The sequence below is a fragment of the Olivibacter sp. LS-1 genome, assembly GCF_008245145.1.
Lineage (GTDB): Bacteria > Bacteroidota > Bacteroidia > Sphingobacteriales > Sphingobacteriaceae > Olivibacter > Olivibacter oleidegradans.
In genome coordinates this window covers 4735298-4753949 of record NZ_CP041643.1, presented here as the reverse complement: position 1 = coordinate 4753949, position 18652 = coordinate 4735298, and the positions used below count along the sequence as shown (strand labels likewise).

At 42.4% G+C, this 18652-nt stretch carries 13 protein-coding genes; 8 read left to right on the top strand and 5 right to left on the bottom strand.

Translation table 11 applies throughout. The features are described from left to right. The first annotated feature begins 13 nt into the window (after positions 1-13). From FKG96_RS19605 to FKG96_RS19595, 3 genes are all read left to right on the top strand, one after another. Entirely contained in the window at positions 14-1450 is a 1437-nt protein-coding gene (locus tag FKG96_RS19605) for an O-antigen ligase family protein (RefSeq protein WP_149105874.1), read from the top strand. 111 nt (positions 1451-1561) lie between these two features. Beyond that, complete coding sequence (locus tag FKG96_RS19600) at positions 1562-2779, top strand: glycosyltransferase (protein WP_130855235.1); 1218 nt, start codon at positions 1562-1564, stop codon at positions 2777-2779. After that, complete coding sequence (locus FKG96_RS19595) at positions 2776-3948, top strand: glycosyltransferase (RefSeq protein ID WP_149105873.1); 1173 nt, start codon at positions 2776-2778, stop codon at positions 3946-3948. The genes FKG96_RS19600 and FKG96_RS19595 overlap by 4 nt, the downstream gene beginning before the upstream one ends. An 8-nt stretch (positions 3949-3956) precedes the next feature. On the opposite strand, the gene FKG96_RS19590 is transcribed toward FKG96_RS19595, so the two are convergent. From FKG96_RS19590 to FKG96_RS19575, 4 genes are read right to left on the bottom strand one after another with little or no spacing between them, the layout of a single operon-like run. After that, complete coding sequence (locus tag FKG96_RS19590; RefSeq protein WP_130855237.1) at positions 3957-4739, bottom strand: glycosyltransferase family 2 protein; 783 nt, start codon at positions 4737-4739, stop codon at positions 3957-3959. A gap of 16 nt (positions 4740-4755) precedes the next feature. Then, positions 4756-5616 carry a glycosyltransferase family 2 protein gene (locus FKG96_RS19585; RefSeq protein WP_130855238.1) on the bottom strand — a complete coding sequence of 287 codons (861 nt, stop codon included), beginning with the start codon at positions 5614-5616 and terminating at the stop codon, positions 4756-4758. Between the two features lie 15 nt (positions 5617-5631). Beyond that, positions 5632-6972: a lipopolysaccharide biosynthesis protein gene (locus tag FKG96_RS19580; RefSeq protein WP_149105872.1), complete on the bottom strand. Its 1341-nt coding sequence runs from the start codon at positions 6970-6972 to the stop codon at positions 5632-5634. Positions 6973-7014: 42 nt separating this feature from the next. Then, entirely contained in the window at positions 7015-8598 is a 1584-nt protein-coding gene (locus FKG96_RS19575; RefSeq protein WP_149105871.1) for a hypothetical protein, read from the bottom strand. Positions 8599-8761: 163 nt separating this feature from the next. Here FKG96_RS19575 and FKG96_RS19570 point away from each other — a divergent pair, with 163 nt between their 5' ends. The 5 genes from FKG96_RS19570 (at position 8762) to FKG96_RS19550 (ending at position 17160) form a co-directional block, all read left to right on the top strand. Further along, positions 8762-10363 (top strand): hypothetical protein, encoded by a 1602-nt coding sequence (locus tag FKG96_RS19570; RefSeq protein WP_149105870.1) that lies wholly within the window; start codon positions 8762-8764, stop codon positions 10361-10363. Positions 10364-10381: 18 nt separating this feature from the next. Then, entirely contained in the window at positions 10382-11293 is a 912-nt protein-coding gene (locus FKG96_RS19565) for a glycosyltransferase family 2 protein (RefSeq protein ID WP_130855242.1), read from the top strand. A 101-nt stretch (positions 11294-11394) separates the two neighbouring features. Then, the gene (locus FKG96_RS19560; protein WP_130855243.1) at positions 11395-12591 is read left to right on the top strand and encodes a glycosyltransferase family 2 protein; all 1197 of its coding nucleotides are present in this window, start codon (positions 11395-11397) and stop codon (positions 12589-12591) included. After that, positions 12588-16037 (top strand): response regulator, encoded by a 3450-nt coding sequence (locus FKG96_RS19555; RefSeq protein ID WP_130855244.1) that lies wholly within the window; start codon positions 12588-12590, stop codon positions 16035-16037. The genes FKG96_RS19560 and FKG96_RS19555 overlap by 4 nt, the downstream gene beginning before the upstream one ends. Positions 16038-16041: 4 nt before the next feature. Continuing rightward, positions 16042-17160 carry a hybrid sensor histidine kinase/response regulator gene (locus FKG96_RS19550; RefSeq protein WP_130855245.1) on the top strand — a complete coding sequence of 373 codons (1119 nt, stop codon included), beginning with the start codon at positions 16042-16044 and terminating at the stop codon, positions 17158-17160. A gap of 405 nt (positions 17161-17565) precedes the next feature. On the opposite strand, the gene FKG96_RS19545 is transcribed toward FKG96_RS19550, so the two are convergent. Further along, entirely contained in the window at positions 17566-18651 is a 1086-nt protein-coding gene (locus FKG96_RS19545) for an efflux RND transporter periplasmic adaptor subunit (RefSeq protein ID WP_130855246.1), read from the bottom strand. Position 18652 lies beyond the last annotated feature (1 nt).

Genomic DNA, 18652 nt, shown 5'->3' with positions numbered 1-18652 from the left:
AGGGTTCAAATATATGGAAATGGTAATCCCTTATAGCCGCAAAGTAATTGTCGCATGTGTCTCGTCTGCACTGATCATATCGGTGATGACACCAAGAATAGGGCTCGCGCTTCCTGTATTGGCTTCGGTTTTTTGCTTTGGATTGATATATACGATTTTCTTATTTAAGGATCCTGCTGTTGGACTTTATACGACCTTGGCATTTTGCTTTCTCATGCCCATGTTAGGGCGTGAGCTAAACGGCGTGCCCTTCGGTATTGGGGTGGAAGTATTACTGATCGGCACGTGGATAGCAGTTTTGTTTAATCATCACCTGTATGATTGGTCTGTTCTTCGGGTAGATTTGGTGGCATGGACCGCTGGCTGGTTTATTATCTCTGTCTTAGAGGTATTCAATCCGGCCGGCGCAAGTGTGATGGGCTGGATACAGGAAATCCGTAATTCCGCATTGCACGCCATGTTATTAATCCCTTTAGCTCTTTTAATTCTTCAGCAGAAGAAAGCGTCTTCAGTGAATTGCATACTTTGGATTTGTCTTGCTGTATCTGTATTGGCGGCAGTAAATGGTTATAGACAATTAAAGATCCTCACGCCGGGCGAGCAAATTTTTTTGCAGGAGATGGCTTCAACGCATTTGATATGGGGAAAACTACGTGTATTTTCCTTTTATACGGATGCTGGCCAGTTCGGCGCCTCTCAGGCACATATTTTATTGGTAGCAGTGCTCTTAGCTCTCGGCCCGTTTAAATGGTGGGTGAGAGGATTGTGCCTGGTTGGCGCTGTAAGCTTGTTGGTTGGCATGATGATATCCGGAACAAGAGGTGCCTTTTTCGTGCTTTTTTTTGGCGCTTTCTTTTCGCTGATTCTCTTTAAGAATTTTAAAGCGTTATTGTTGGGAGGACTGGCGATGATGCTATTGGTAGGATTTCTGAAGTTTACTACTATAGGAAACGGGAACTACGAGATAGCGCGTCTAAGAACCGCGCTGGACCCGCAAGACGCCTCATTAAATTTACGCTTTATAAACCAGCGGAAGCTTGCAGATTATTTGAAGACGAGACCTTTTGGCGGAGGGTTGGGCGTGATTGGCGTTTGGGGACATGAATATAATAGTGATAAATACCTGTCAACGATTGAGCCGGATAGTTATTGGGTAAAGGTATGGGCCATGTATGGTATTGTTGGCTTCACAATTTGGTTTTGCATGATGATGTACTTGTTTGGCAAATGTGGCGGTATCATTTGGAAAATTCGCAATCCAAAACTCAAAATCAAGCTGGTTGCACTGACCGCCGGAGCCTTTGGGGTCTTTATTGCCAGTTATGGTAATGAGGTCATTAACAGAGTGCCTTCCTCACTTGTGGTGTATGTGTCGCTCGCCTTAATATACCTCGGACCAGCATTTGATCGGCAGGTGAATCGAATGAATTCTTTATCTAATCCTAGCTGATATGCCTTTTGAACTGTTTTTATTGCCAGGTATTGTATGTTTGATTTTTGGTTTCTATAAAGGAATGAAGTTTTACAAGGATAATGATTGATTGTTGCAAGAGATAAATGTATGCTGAAAGGGCAATGTATAATTGTGGTTGGTCAACAACCTTGGGACATCGATATAGGCAGTAATTGCAAGGATATAGCACTTGAATTCAGTAAAGATAATCGGGTGCTTTATGTAAATGCACCACTGGATCGGATCACAGCCATCAGGCGGGCGGGAGAGCAAGAAGTCATCAGAAGAAAGCGAGTTATCCGGCATCAGGAAGAGGGCTTGTTGAAGGTAAATGATCGTTTGTTTGTACTGTATCCCGATTGTCTGGTTGAATCCGTAAATTGGTTGAAACCCTATTTTCTATTCGATTTCTTTAACCGGTTCAATAATAAAAAATTTGCGAAAGTAATCGCTCATGCCATAAGACTCTTGGATTTTACCGACTTTATCTTGTTCAATGACAATGAAATTATTAAATGTTTTTATCTGCAAGAGTTGCTGAAACCAAAGTTAAGTGTTTACTATTCACGTGACTATATTTTGGGTACACCCTACTGGCGCCGCCAAGGTCTGATTGCTGAGCCCAAAATGCTTGAAAAGGTTGATCTGTGTGTGGCTAACTCGGCTTACCTGAAGAAATATTGTAAACAATACAATCCGCATAGCTATGATGTGGGGCAGGGATGCTGGTTGCCTGAGCCCGCACAGGAATATGTCACTCCGGCTGATATGATAACGATACCCAGGCCTATCATCGGTTATGTGGGTTCACTGCAGAGCAGTAGGCTGGATATGGAACTTTTGCTGAAAATAGTTGCGAGCAAACCGTACTGGCAGTTGGTATTAGTTGGGCCTGAAGATGAACAATTTAAAAGCTCTCGTTTACACGTTTGCGCAAACGTTCATTTTTTAGGTAGCAAGTATCAGCAGGAGCTGCCAGCTTATGTGAACGCTTTCGATGTCTGTATTAATCCGCAATTGGTGAATCCACTCACGATTGGAAATTATCCGCGTAAAATAGATGAGTATTTAGCACTTGGCAAGAAGGTCGTAGCGATGTCAACGGATGCCATGCTGCTGTTTAAAGAATATGTTTACCTAGCCAATAACCAAGATGAGTACATCGAAAAGATAACAGAAGCCCTGTCAGAATCTTTTAACTTAGAACGTGTAAAAGCGCGCATGGACTTTGCCGCTTCTCACACTTGGTCGAATTCGGTTTCGTCCATTTACAGAGCCATGCAGCAGCGATTAAGCGAATTAGTAAGGAAAAATAAAAAAGAATGATTGCCTTAAAAATCATATGGTGGTTGGTACAATGCGTTATATTATTTAACTTATTGATGCCCATTATTTTTTATTGTTTCTATAAGTTGATTTCCCGCAAGATGCCTCCACCGGTACCTGCTACAGAAGCGGACTATGCTATTATTGTAACCGCCTATGAAGATGTTTCAATGCTCCCCGCCGTTGTTCAGTCATTACTGGCGCTCGATTATCAGCGGTATACAATATACGTAGTTGCTGATAAGTGTGATACTTCTTCGTTACAATTTGATTCGGATCAGGTGGTGTTACTCCAGCCGGAAGTGGTGCTGGCCGGAAATGTGCGATCTCATTTTTATGCAATAGAACGATTTCAACGATCACATGATCGATTGACGATTATTGATAGCGATAATCTAGTACACAAAGATTATTTAAAAGCCTTGGACGAGTACTTTGCATTGGGATTTGATAGTGTACAAGGCGTACGTATGCCTAAAAATACGAATACCATGTATGCTTCTTTGGATGCAGCGCGCGATCTATATTATCATTTTTATGATGGAAAGGTTTTGTTTTCGTTGGGATCTTCGGCTACACTGGCAGGTTCCGGAATGGCTTTTAAGGTGAATCTTTATCGGGAGATATTCTGTAATAGTGGGGTGCAGGGCGCTGGATTTGATAAGGTCTTGCAATATGGTATTGTACGCAAGAATCTCCGTATCGCTTTCGCTGACAAGGCGATCGTGTGGGATGAGAAAACAGCCAGGACCGATCAGCTAGTGAAACAGCGAGCCCGTTGGATAAACACTTGGTTCAAATATGCAGGCTACAGTTGGAAATTAATCTTTTTTTCTTTTTCAAATGCAAGCATCAATCAGTTTCTTTTCGGCTTGGTTTTAATGAGGCCGCCTTTATTTATTTTCCTCGGGCTGGGCTCTTTGTGTTTTGTGGTAAACATGCTGACACAAAATTGGTGGATTGCCTGCTCGTTTGTGCTCGGATTTCTTTTGTTTGTGAGTGCTTTTCTGTTGGCATTGAAAGAAGGGAATGCGAACAGAAGAATATATAAAGCCTTGAAAGGAGTGCCTAATTTTATATTCTATCAGCTGAAAGCGCTATTATTGGCCAGAAGGGCAAACAAGGTTTCGGTGGCAACGAAACACGATTATCATCAACAACAGGAGTAACGGTGAAATTAGCTTCTGTTTTTTTTGAGGCGCTTGAAATGGATGTCATAATTGAACTTTATTTGCCTGAAAAGATCGCGCCCCCACTTTAGGAGAAAAAAGTTACTGTAACGCAGTTTATTTCGAATCATGGTGCTGGGTTCGTCGCTGGTATTCACCTGCTTAAAAAGGGCCCGATAGTCACGATGAAATAACACTTCACCTTTGTTTTGTATAACACTCAAACACATATTGTATTCTGTCACATCACCTTTTATTCCCTCTTTGTATCGCCCGAATTTCTCAAAGAAGTTGCTGCGCCGTAGATGGGGGTGGTCACTGTACATATGTAGCTTGTTGTATTTGATGCCGAAACTTTTAAATAGTAATTTAGAAAAGTGTTCGTCATAAGGGCGGCTGTAAGGAAAAGGTATATACGAATAGAACCTGACGAGATCAATTTTTTGATCTCTTTCCATGTGATGCAGTGCCATACCCAGCCTTTCTATAAACAAAGGCATAGGTATAAAGTCTTCCTGCACATAAAGCGTATAGAGCTTGCTTACGACGTCCTGTCCCTTATTCAAGTTATTTCCAAGTCCACGGTTTCGCTCTGACGTGACGCACCGAAAGTTAAATTGCTCCTGCAATTGACGGATGTATTCTATGTGCTCCGGTCTGCTGCCATCGTCCGAAACAATGATTTCTCCAAAAGTGCAGTTCAGGTTTGAAAATGCGTTTAACAAATTGTGTAGTGACCTGCTGCGGTTGTAGTGTGTAATTAATAAGGAAACAGATGGGAATTGATTCATAACCTAAAGTGCAAAATTAGTCATTCTTCGAGGTCTTCGTGTCGTGTGGTTCTTGTTTGCGTAGTAGGCTGGTGAAACGTTTGGTTTCCTTGGCAATTCTTAATTTCATAGCTTGCCAGAGACTGCCATCTTGTTTCAAGGTGCGCGGTTTCGTCCATACCCGCGCCCGTGTCCGTTTAAGTTGTTTCACTGTTCCGTAGTGCATTAGATCAAAACAAAGACGCCCATCTTCGCCTCGGATCTTTTGCATTACGTAGCCTATTTTTTTGCCGTATTCCGTAACATACCCAAAACTCATACCATAGGCGTTGAGGTGGGGTCGATGGAGGTGCCTGAAAGAAGCGATGATGTCTTTTAGACCTTCGTATAAATAGAGTTTCCATCGTGGATAGCCCTCTTCCGGAATAAATGAATAACGACCGTATACAGCAACGACCTCACGCTGCTCCAATAGCTCAACCATGTCATCAACCCACTTCCTGGGATATAGCACATCGGCATCCGCTGATAGAAGGTATTTTCCCCGCGCGTGATCTAGTCCCATCTGCCTTCCAGGCCCCCATCCCTGAATGGGTTGAAAATAATGTTTTACATGTAAAGCTGCCAACGTATCGCGGGTCCGATCGGTTGAGTTGTTGTCTACTACGATGATCTCCAGCGGAATGTTGGTCTCGAAGTCGGCCATGCTGGCGATGGTTTTCACCACATTCGTTTCCTCATTCCAGGCAGTAATGACAATGCTAACGAGGGGAGGTGCAGCCTGTAGCCTATCTAGCTTTTTATTGATACCGTCAAAAAAAGCAGCGGGAATCTCTTCAAATTTAGTGAAGGGAAAATCGTACTGTTTGATCCATTTAGGTGTATTTAAAGCAGGCATATGGCATGTGATTTTTTAGGTGTTTTTCATCGTCTTTTTTAATGCTCGGAAAATTTCTTGCGCACCCATTTGATAGGCCTTCTGAAGCTTGAAAGGCGCGTAATGTTTATTAACAGCCTTCAAGGACAGGAAGATCGCAACTAATACCGGAAGTGTATTGGCGAAAACGATTACATAAATATTCTGAAAAACGTACAGTCCAATGCCACCAACGGATAGATTCATGCAAAGCATAATGAGTATTTTTCTGAAATTAATTTCCGGTTTGTGAATAGCATCCAGCATCACAGCTAAAAAGCGGTCTGCCGGATAAAACAAAGCAAAGAGTACAAACAAACGAAAAATATTACCGGCCGTATGGCCGGTTGGATTGTGATAGTATTGACTGCCTCCGATAATTCCCATCGCTAAGTCCGCAAAAAGCAATGCAAACAACAGTGCTGGGATTATTGATAGGGTGATGGTGCCAATATATTTTTGCGTTGTTCGCACTACTTCATGCTTGAGGCCCTGATTGTAGTACTTAGAGAGCATTGGCATGGCTGTTGCAACAAAACTACGTAGCGGGATTTCAACAATTTCCATCAAACGGGTTCCGAGATTATAAATAGCGAGATGTGAAGGTCCTAGTATGAAATTTATGAGGGTAGCATTGGTGACATTGAATAAGTTCGCACTTATAATGGTACCTACTGTATACCGACCAAAATTAAATAATTCGGATATCGCTTTTTTTGTGCTGAATTTTATATAGTGTATTCCTGTCCACCCTTTTATAAGGCAACGCAGACTGGTGCAGACGCTTGCGAATATATTAATGTACATCAAATGCTGCAAGTCATTGCGTTTAAGAAGAATAAGGGCGACAAAGCTTATGATAAGCAAACTTATCTGTATCAAGCGAATAGACAACAGCCGATCAAAGCGTAGCTGGGCCTGAGCAAGGCACATGGCAATAATCATTGGTAAGGATGCAACAAAATTGAAAGAGAAGTAGCTTATAAAGTTACGCAAGCTCGCATCTTTGATGTAATGGATAAAAAGTAGCGATATCAGGTCGATGACAATCGCAGATGAGGTAATACCGCCAAGTATAATCCAGGTAGAGCCGACGAGTTGCCGTTGCCGTTTGAAAGTGGCTCCAGCATAAAATTTAACAAAGGCCGTGCTCAAAAAGCCCTGACGAAACATGTCAAAAAAAGCAAGTGTGGTCTGAAAAAAGAACCAGATACCGATCTCCTCGATTTCCATAAAGCGGTAGAGTACAGCAGAAAATAGGAATGTCAGTACGGACATGCTACCTGTGCCCAGTAAAGACAATAGATGAATATTTTTAAATAATTTTCCTGTTTTCATTTATACAAAACACGCACTGGTTACTTGATTTTCGCTTACTTGCTATTTAACCAATACAAAGGTCGGTTTTTCATTTACATTTAGCTCAATCCGATTATTTTTTATCCGTTGATCTATTCGCTTCCCACGGGTTTTTCCCACTATGGGTTCAATAATCGTCGCATGTCTTGCGCGGGACTTAATTTTCAATCGGTAATTGTTTTGCTGATAACCAGTTGATGTGCCAGACCAAAGTACATAGACTAGCTCATTCTTCGACAAGTGTTTGAATTTATAAATTAAAATCGTGGGATGCGTTGATCTTTCTTCTCCGGCAAACACCATATTCGTTAAAACATTTTTCATGGTATAAACATAATACCAAGATGTCTTCGGTTCCCAGACGCCTTTTTCACTAACTAGTCCGCTGGAAGAAAACTGTATGGGATCATTTGGATTTACATCGCGCAACATGTACAATTGGGCTCTGTCTACACCTGCGGCTGCAAAGGCAAGGTAAGCGCGCAAAATCCATCGTGCCTGCACTTCTCTGATGTCTGACTTGCCGATAGCAGGGGGGCTTAGAACGGACCCCGGATGGGTATCCCAACCGAATTCGGAAATCCATACCTCCAAATTTGGCAAGTGTTCATTCCGGTAAGCAACCAGCGCGGCGGCTTGTTCTTTGAATTTGGCCTGCTCAGGACTAATGGCCGGCCCACCTCCTTGCCAGTCTTTCCCGTTTTTCCACGCATAGGTGTGTACGTTAATAACGTCTGCCGCAAACTTTTTGTCGCGCCGATTTTGCTTGAACCATTGATTCATTTGATCAATGTATTCCAAATTGATGCTGCTCAAGCCGCCCATGACCAATTTGATTGTTGGATCTGCATTTTTTACACCAAAGCTCGGTTTACCTGTCTTATAATGTACTATGCTCTGTTCATGGCCGTCGTAATCTGCGCTGAGCATGGCAGCAAATTCGTCGGGCTTGAATGCCGATTTAGCGCCTTCCCAAAAGCGATCAGGCTCATTCCAATCTTCCAGATACTGTATATGACCAAGTCCGGAGACCATTGGCTGATCTGCAGCAAAACGCTGTTCTTGGTTCGGAATAGGATGACTGCCGTAACGGCCGGCAAATTGGAAAAGATAGCTGGCCCTTGCTTCATAAGAACTCGGCTGATCTGCGGCAGCATTCGGCTGATCTGTCGGTTTGATGTTTGTTGGAAACCAAGACGCACTGTCCAGCCAGGGAACCGAGCTTTGAATACAAGGCGAAACTTGCAGACCAATCTGTCTTAACTGTCCATAAAATTGGTCGAAATTCCAACCAGGATATCCAGGGGCTACCTTTATCTGACGATATGGATGACCTTGGTAACCGGTACTCCCATTTCCTTCATCCCACACCCATGAGTGATATTCACGAATGAAACCCAGCGCAAGCATGTCTTCCGGGGGATCATCTACGAACGCGTTTACCCCCATAAATCTGTCTACGGTTATGGACGGGATCAAGGCGGTCGTATCCTGAAAAACAACTTTTGTTTGACTTTGATGATGTCCATCGCAGCGAATAGCTGCTAATAGGTGCATCGAAATTGCCAAAAACCTCAATGGTAAGTAAAACAGTTTGATCACCATATTAAGAATGTATGCATGCACGTCTTCGTTTCTGTGATAAATGTAACATATTGCTGCGTAAAAACGGTTCTTTTTGTGTGTAAAAAATCTAGTTTTGAGTATGGTATGTATATATTTGTGTAATAATTTTAACAAGATCGCTAGCCTCTAGGAAAGTTTGCTTATGATTAGAAATATAACGCTATGCCAACTCATTGCAATTATGGTGCTGCTGTTCTTTACGAAGTGTACCGTTGATTGGGGCGAATGGTCTCCGGCAGGCGAACCGGTGGCTGTGAAAAATATGTTGGGCATCAATGCCTTCGAATGGGATTTTCTGCAGGATCCGAATGTACCTCATAAAATCGATAGTATTCAGGAGAGACAAATGCATTTGATCAAATCGTTTAGTTCTGTCAGACATTACCTCGATTGGGATAAGTTAGAGCATGCGGAGGGAAGCTTTACATTTAATCCCACCTACAGTGGCGGCTGGAATCTGGATTTGGTGTACGAGCGTTGCAAGCAAGATAGTCTTACTACACTGGTATGCATCAAGAATGTTCCGGATTGGCTTTTTAATACCTATCCGGAAGGTGAGCGTGACCCGGAGAACATTCCCGCACCCTATAGCAGCGATTTGGAAGACGCTTCTTCCTATCACTTGATGGGACGTGTAGCCTTCCAGTTTGCTGCCAGATATGGATCAAACAAAGATCTCGACAGTAGTTTGGTGCGCGTTGATAAAAGGCCACGCTGGAAGGACGACTCGGTGAATAGGGTAAAGATTGGTTTAAACTTGGTGAAGTACATAGAGTGTAATAATGAGCCTGATAAATGGTGGAAAGGGAAAAAAGCACAACAAAATGGTCGTCAATACGCGGCTAATATGTCAGCTTTTTACGATGGACACAAAGGAAAATTGGGGAAGGATGTTGGGGTTAAAAATGCAGATCCGAACATGGTGGTTGTTATGGGTGGTTTGGCAAAAGGTGATATCAATTTTGTGAAAGATATGGTTGCTTGGTGCGTTGAAAACAGAGGTTACAAAACGGATGGTTCAGTAGATCTGTGTTTCGATGTACTGAACTATCACATTTATTCGAATGATAATCTTTCTTGGTTCTCCAAAGTGTATAAAAGCAAGAGGCGGGGTATTGCGCCGGAGCGGAGCGATATGGGCGACGTCGCTGATGAATGGGTAGCGTATGGTAAAAACCTCAAACCAGGTTTGCCGGTTTGGGTGAGCGAAACAGGTTATGACTTGCGGCAAACGAGTACACAGCGCGCCATTCCAATTGGCAATAAAGATGTACTGCAAACCCAAGCAGATTGGCTGCTTAGAACAGCGCTACTATATGCCAAACATGCTGTACAAAAAGTATTCTTTTATCAGCTGTTTGATTTCGATGCAGAAGGGCAAAACTCGGGTACGCCGTATGGTAGGTGTGGTCTTGTTAACAGAGACAGCAGACGTCCTGCAGCCAACTATTTCATACAGGTAAATCGGCTGATGGGTAACTATCGGTTCATCACAAGCCTAAGTAAAGACCCGGTGGTGGATCAATACAGCTATCAAGGAAACGATATATACGTGGCCTTCGTTCCTGATGAAGAGAATAGAAAGGAACGGTATACGCTGTCCTTGCCGGGTGCTAAGCAGGTAGTACTATATGAACCTGATCGCTCCGGAACAACCATGCGAAAAAAAGCAAAAAAATTGGTGGGGGAAACGCTGGAATTAGAAGTGGGCGAAACACCGTTGTTTATACAGCCAGTCAAATAATTTGGTAAAAAAGGTGATATGGGACTCGTTTCAATCATTTCCGTCAACTATAAGCAGCCCGTCGTTACCGCCGCATTTTTGGAGTCTATCGTCGCGTTGGCGCCTCAAATTGAATTGGAAGTAATTATCGTGGACAATGGAAGTGAGCAAGACCAAGAAGATTATTTTAAAAAGATTTTACCAAGTCTGACTTATCTGCGTGTGGAAAAAAACATAGGTTTCGCCGGCGGAAATAATATCGGAATACAGGCCTCAAGCGGCGATTACCTGTTGTTTTTAAATAATGATACAGAGATTACTGCCGGGATGATCGAGGCGCTTTTAGCAGTATTGGAAACCAAACAGGACGTGGGTATTGTATCTCCTTTGCTTTTGTATTATGACGATAAAAAGCTTATACAGTATGCCGGTTATACAGAAATGAATTATTTGACGGGACGGAATCAACAAATAGCATTTCAAGAAGTAAACCAAGGTCAATATGCATCGACAAGTCGGGAAACAGCCTATTGCCATGGAGCTGCCATGATGGTACGGCGAAAGGATGTGAACCGGATAGGACTGATGGACGAATCTTACTTTCTCTATTATGAAGAGCTGGACTGGTGTGAGAAATTTAGGAAAAGTGGGTTGCGTTGCTGGTTTCATGGTCAGGCGGTCATTTACCATAAAGAATCGATTTCGGTTGGTAAAGCAAGTGCCTTAAAGACATATTTTATGGCGCGCAACAGAATGCTCTTTATTCGTAAAAATTGCTCATGGCCATTCGTGCTGTTTTTTTCTCTTTTTTTTGTGTTTGTATCTTCTACAAAACAAGCCTTGGTTTTTTTAAGAAAAGGGCGAGCGGATCTGATCAAATGGCATTACAAAGGGATATGGTGGAATCTTACCCATGGCACAAAAAGCAAACGGCTTGGGTTTCAAACGTAGATGATTTGTCTGCAGCAATGAAACAGCGTTGTGAAAAAAACAAATTTATGAGTCTGTCATCAGTCTTTGGGCATTTATTTATAGCGGAAATATAGGATGTTATGATTTTCTTTTTTTGGTTTTGTTTAGCCTTGATTGCTTACACATTTGTTGGTTATGGACTACTATTATATATATTCGTCCGTTTAAAAGAGTTTTTTGTAAAGCCGAGATTATGGGAGGCAGGGGAGAGATATGTTCCCGAGGTTACCTTGATCGTTGCGGCCTACAATGAAGAAGCAATTATCGAAGAAAAATTAAAGAATTCACTGGCGATAGACTATCCACAGGATAAATTGCATTTCATTTTTATCACCGATGGATCTACCGATCGTACGCTGCAAATTGTTCAGCAATTTGAAATGGTTACTCTTATGCATGATGCTGCGCGGCGTGGCAAAATGGCGGCCATTAAAAGGGCTATGCAGGTTGTTAGTAGCGAAATAACCGTTTTCACAGATGCCAATACTTTTCTCAATAAAGAGGCTATACGTAATTTAGTGAGACATTATCGGACACCGAAAGTTGGCGCGGTAGCGGGGGAAAAACGTATTGCGCTACGAGGCTCAGCAGACGCCAGCGCGGCAGGTGAGGGCTTCTATTGGAAATATGAGTCTTGGCTCAAACGGCTGGATTATGCTTTCTATTCTAATGTGGGAGCCGCAGGCGAACTATTCAGTATCAGGACTGCTCTGTTTCCTTATGTAGAGGAAGATACCATCATTGACGATCATATGATTGCTATGCGCATTGCTGAAAAAGGGTATATTATTGGTTATGAGCCTGAAGCCTACGCAAGCGAGGTTGCTTCTGAAAATACCGCGGAAGAACTGAAAAGGAAAATCCGTATCGCAGCTGGGGGAATGCAATCCATCCTTCGTTTACCAATAGCTGCCAATCCTTTTAAATATCCCATGTTTTGCTTTCAATATATCAGCCATCGCGTGCTACGTTGGACGATTGTGCCCTTTTTATTGATCATATTCTTATTGCTCAATATTCTCTTGGTCATCCAAGGGCAAGGTATGTTCTATGTAGTGGGCCTTTTTTTCCAATTGGGCTTTTATTTGTTAGCCCTGATCGGTATGGCCATGGAGCGCGTATCGTTGAAAGTAAAAGCATTTTTTATTCCATACTATTTTTGCCTGATGAATTACGCTGTAATCGTGGGTATTTATCGATATTTTTCAGGTAGACAAAGTGCCATTTGGGAAAAATCAAAAAGAAAATCGGACTTAATGTTGCCGCACCATAAATGAAAAATATAATACCTCTTCAAACGCGACTGTATCTAGGTTTAGCTTTCTGTATCATCATGGTAATTGCCATTGGGGTTGTGTCATATGATCGTATTAAAAGTCAAAATAAGGAAGCCGAATGGGTTACCCATTCTTATCAGGTTATCAGTACATCACAGCATGTACGGAACTTGTTACTGAGGTTGCAAACCAATAAGATGGCTTATCGGAACACGGGTGACGAATCTTTTTCCAAACTCGTGGAGGGCTTACATGGTAAAGTAGTTTATACCCTCGATTCGCTTACAGAGCTGACGAGAAGCAATTCTGTTCAGCACGGGCTGGCTAAACAGATCATGTTAGATGTCAAGGACTATCTTGAATTTGAGGGATCTGAACAGAGAAAAGCTGTATCAAATGCGGATGATTCCATGTTGATTATGAAGGAGGATGGTTATTTTTCGGTTATTAATAAGACAATCGACCAATTTCAACATAACGAAAGGAACTTACTCACAAAGCGTAAAGACCGGAACGATCATCTGGTGAGGTTAACCCTGCGGGTCATTGTTATCAACCTATCCATCGTTTTGTTCATCGTCTTGATTTTGTGTTATGTGATACGGGCGGAGCTTATTGGCCGATTGAAAGCCCAACGTAGATTAAAAGACACCATAAAGAATATCGAACAGCTGAATGAAGAAGCAAACGAAAAAAACTGGCAGCTGGAAGGGGTGGTCAAAATCAATGATGAGTTACAAAAATATCCCCATGATTTGGAGCAGTTGGCGCAGAATGCACTGAATGTTGTTACCGACTACCTGATGGTGCCGGCCGCTGTATTTTATGTGTTTCGCGAGGAAAGACAGTCGTTGGAGGTCGCTGGTGCGGTAGCCGTTCCTGCTGCTAAAAGAATAAGTGCTAAGCTGGGTGAAAATTTAGCAGGTAGAGCGGCGCTCAACACCAAAGTGCAGGTGATTAATGGCATTGATCCAGCTTATTGGAAAATTGAATCAGGCTTAGGCAGTATCGATATAGATACCTTGGCATATGTGCCGTTGTATGACGCGACAGGATTAAAGGGATTGATTGAGCTGGCATGTGTTAGCGATACCATTAATAACAAAGCTGACTTCTTGCAGATTATTGCTTCTAATATAGCGCGGGCGTTGAACAGTTGTATTGCACATGGCAAAATGGAATCGTTAATTGAACATGTTAATCAACAAAAGGAAGAGTTGATCGCTCAAAAGGAAGACTTGGCCGCCTCGAATGAGCAAATCAAAATACAGACCGAAGAGCTGCGCGCATCAGAAGAGGAGCTTCGTGTTCAGCAGGAAGAGCTTAGGGAGATTAATGCCGAGCTGGCTATTCAGAACGGGATGATGGAAGAAGCCAAGAAAGCCATCGAATCACAGAAGAATGAACTTGAAAAAAGTAGCCGATACAAGTCTGAGTTTTTGGCAAATATGTCGCATGAGTTACGTACCCCTTTGAACAGCATATTGGTGTTGGCGAAAATGTTGGCCGACAACACCTCCGGAAACTTGACTGAAAAGCAGCAGCAATATAGCGAGATCATACATAAATCCGGATCGAATCTCCTAAACCTGATTAATGATATTCTAGACCTATCAAAAATCGAAGCGGGTAAGATTGACGTTTTTTTCGAGATGATTTCCCTTGGTTCTATTGTACGGAATATGGAAGAAACGTTTGAGGCTGTAGCAAAAGAACGCTCCATCAACTTCGTCATTGAATTCCAGGAAGATCTTCCTGAAAAAATCGAATCTGATCAAAAGCGATTGGAACAGATCTTAAAAAATTTACTGTCAAATGCCTTCAAATTCACCCCTGCGAACGGACGTGTCACCTTGGCTATAGACACAGAAGAACGAGATGCAGAAAAATTTATCGCTTTCCATGTCATGGACACCGGAATCGGTATAGCTAAAGATAAGCAGGCACTTGTTTTTGCCGCCTTCCAACAGATCGATGGAGCTATTAATAGAAAATATGCCGGTACGGGTTTGGGGCTTTCGATCAGTAGTGAACTTGCCAGGCGTCTGAACGGGTTTGTTAAACTGGTGAGTGAATTGAACGAAGGAAGCACATTTTCCCTCTATATTCCAATGGATGCTACTAGTCCACAAAACAAGCAGCTCGAACGGACTAACGCTGTTGAGACTTCCCAAATTCCCATTGCGATACCTTCGATGGTGAAGGAACAAGAAATCATACGGGATGACCGAAACGTTGTGAGCAGAGGAGATAAATGTATATTGATTGTGGAAGATGATATCAGTTTTTCTACGATTTTGCGAGATTTTGCAAGATCAAAGGGCTACCGTGTTATTGTTGCCCTTAGCGGAGATGAGGGGATCTTCTGCGTCAATAAATATAAACCAGATGCCATCATACTCGATATGAATTTACCTGTTTATAGTGGACGGGAAATTCTCCAATATGTCAAAAGTTTAGAAATACTGCGGCATATACCGGTGCACATTATTAGTTCACAGGATGATCCGGGTATAGACAAAAACGATATAACAGGTTACACCCTCAAACCGCTAGTTATAGAGGAAATGGATATGGTTTTCAATTTAATAGATAGTCAAGGAGTAGCGGATCAGCCAAAGCGGATCTTGATAGTTAATAGCGGAAAAGAAAGCACAACAGGTTTAGAGGAGCTTTTAAAAAACTATCAAGGTGTTGAGTTAACGATTATTAATGATTTTACAGCCCTCGATAATGATAAAACGGATCGCTATGATATTATTCTTTATTATCTGAATGCTCCGCTTCCACACGTAGAGAAGCGTTTATCGGCACTGAACGATCGACTGCAAGTGGATCACGGAAATATGATTATTTTTATCAACCGCCAAATTGATGAAAAAGAAGAGTTACTACTTAAAAAATATGCCAGGACGCTCATTCATATTTCTCCGAAAGCCAAGGAGCGTTTGATAGACGAGCTTGATCATTTCCTGAAAAAAAAACGCGAAGTGTCGTCGGCAGTTCCAACGGAAAGGCAAAGTTTGATTGACGACCATGTATCGAAAGTCAATACAGTCTATGATCTCCGCGATACATTGGTGTTATTGGCAGACGATGATATGCGAAATGTTTTTGCGCTGACGGCTGTACTGGAAGAGAAAGGCGCCCGAATAATTGTTGCAAATAATGGGCAAGAAGCTCTTGATGAGTTGTACGCTAATCCTAGTATTAAAGTTATCTTGATGGATGTTATGATGCCGGTAATGGATGGGCTGGAAGCAATAAAGCGGATTCGTGCAATTGAAAAATATAAGAGTCTGCCAATCATTGCTTTAACTGCAAAAGCCATGCAGGGTGATCGTGAAAAATGCATGGAGGCCGGAGCCTCGGAATATGTGACCAAGCCGCTCGATGTAAATAAACTACTAAATCTGATTAAAATTTTGGTTAGCGAAATAGCTTAGATTTATGCAAGATAAAAAGGAAAATATCAATATACTGATTGTCGATGACAAGCTGGAAAACTTACTCACGCTGGAAGCTATTTTAGAAGCACCTAACCGAACGTTTATACGCGCAACTAGTGGCAATGAGGCGCTTAGGTGCGCCATTAAACAGGGTGATATAGGGTTGATCATCTTAGATGTACAGATGCCGGAAATGGATGGTTTTGAAGTGGCATCCATTTTACAGTCCAATTCAAGCACGAAACAGATTTCTATCATATTTGTAACGGCTATCAATAAGGAAGAACATTATGTGATGAGAGGATACGCAGATGGAGCGGTTGATTACCTGTCGAAACCGTTGGATATCAAGCTTGCCCAGGCGAAAGTGAACGTTTTCGAACGTATGTATTTTTACCAGAAGAACTTAAAATTGGCGCTGGAAGAAAAAAAAGAGATTAACAATCAGCTGGAACGTTTTATGTACGTCGTCGCTCACGATCTTAAATCGCCCTTGGCAGGCCTAATCTCCATCTTGGGCATGATGGAATATGCGCTGGATGATGATGATCAGGAAACACTCAGGTCATATCTTCATTTAGGCGAAGTTTCCGCCAATAAACTAAACCAAATGATTTCATCCATTCTCAATTATTCGAAAAATGCACATAATTTTCAAGAGAAGGAATTGGTATCGGTAAAGGACCTTTTGTCAGATATAAAAGCTGCTTTGTTCCTGCCAGAAAAGGTGCAAGTCTCTGTTATAGAGCCTCTGCCCTGCTTTTATACGAATGCTGTACAGCTTTATCAGGTATTCCAAAATCTAATTTCAAACGCCATTAAGCACAACGATAAGGAACGGGTGCAGGTGGAAGCTGGTATGTCCCGTGAGGATGAAGATTTTTACACATTCTATGTAAAAGACAATGGTTCTGGAATTGCACAGAAGGATTACGCGAAGGTCTTTGGCCTTTTTCAGACGGTCGATCAGGTGGACGGTGATACCAAAGATAATACAGGAATAGGTTTGAATTTAGTAAAAATGTTTGTTGAGAAACAGGGCGGAACGGTCGATGTTGTTTCCGAGCTTGGGACAGGAAGTACATTTTATTTTAAATGGAGAAGGGCAAAACCCGAGTAAAGAGGAATGATACGGGGTTAGCATAACGACACAACGAATGCGATCGCCGACTTAAGTATGGAGAAGTAAATACGGTAAGGTACAGCTTTTCGGCACAGGTATTTACCTGCCGAAAAAAACTATGTCATTGATGGAAATGCACAGGTGCTTGTTGGTATCGATAAGCTGGCAGAATTAAAGTTTGCAGATTACACGACGAAGTTAACCGAGAAACTACAGTGATCATTTTCTTTGCAGCATGTGTAATGCCTTATCTATTATAGCGTTGCTCTACTTCAAATTGGTTGTGACACCTTCTTGGATGCTGGGTTCGGATGGTATTATTTTAAGTTGTTTCAAATGGTGTTTTCGCTGCCAAAGTTGCGAGCTGTCTTGAAAAAACAGCTCGCAATAATACACCTTATCTTATTGGATGGTGCTACCTTCTTTTATCTCATCGTTTGCGTGTAACAGAATCTGGTCATGAGCCTTTAAGTTACCGAAAACTTCTACCGAATCGTTGGCGGCGATTCCTTCCTTTACATCTGCAAAGACGGCTTTCTGGTTGACTACTTTAACAACATACTGCCTTTCTGTTGAACGTACAACACTGTGATTGGGCACCAGCAGGGAGCTTGCTCCCGATAATAAGGGGATGCTTACTTCACAATACATACCAGGTTTGAGGCGTTGATCCTTATTGATGACGTCTATTTCAATGGCTTCAGATTGTGTGGAACCGAGCATGTTGGCCGAGCGGCTGATTTTACCTTGATAGCGCTTACCGGGCTGGCTATTGAAGATATAGGACACCGGCTTACTGAGATCTACTTTATCTACATAGTTCTCCGGAATATGGACTTCAAGTCTGAGCTTGGCGATATCCTGTAGGATGAACATGGGCCGCTCATTGCTTTTTCCGGGGCCAACTAATGCTCCGGCAGAGACATTCCGCTGTACCACCATGCCGCTAAAGGGGGCGTGGATGTTGAGATAGGATTGCACCATCTTCATGGCTTCGACGTTCGACTTTTCTGACATGGCAACGGCTTCATCACCTTTCATTTTTGATAGGGCGTTGTCTAGGTCTAGTGGTGATACGGCTCCTTCTTCTAAAGAAGCTTCCTTGAGTCGGCGATATTTTTCTCTACTGGCATTGGCGGCTTCGTTTGCTTGGATGTAACGCGAGTTGGCGGATTGTAGCTGTGATAACATTTCGGGTGCTTCTAAGGCTACCATCAATTGCCCTTTTTCTACAATGCTGCCGCGGTCTACAAAAATCTGGTTGACAAAGCTATTGACTTTAGCAAATATATTGACTTCGTTGAAGGGTCTGAGCTGCCCGGGAAGGCGCACGGAACTGGCGAGTGACTTTTCGGTTACTTGCCCTATTTCGTAACGGCTTTTTGTTTGTTGTCCTTCTTTTTGAGCCGAGAGGTCAACAGGTTTATTTTGGCCTCCACATGCCGCTGCGAGCAGAGCAAAGGAAAGGATATAAAGTTGTTTGTTCATC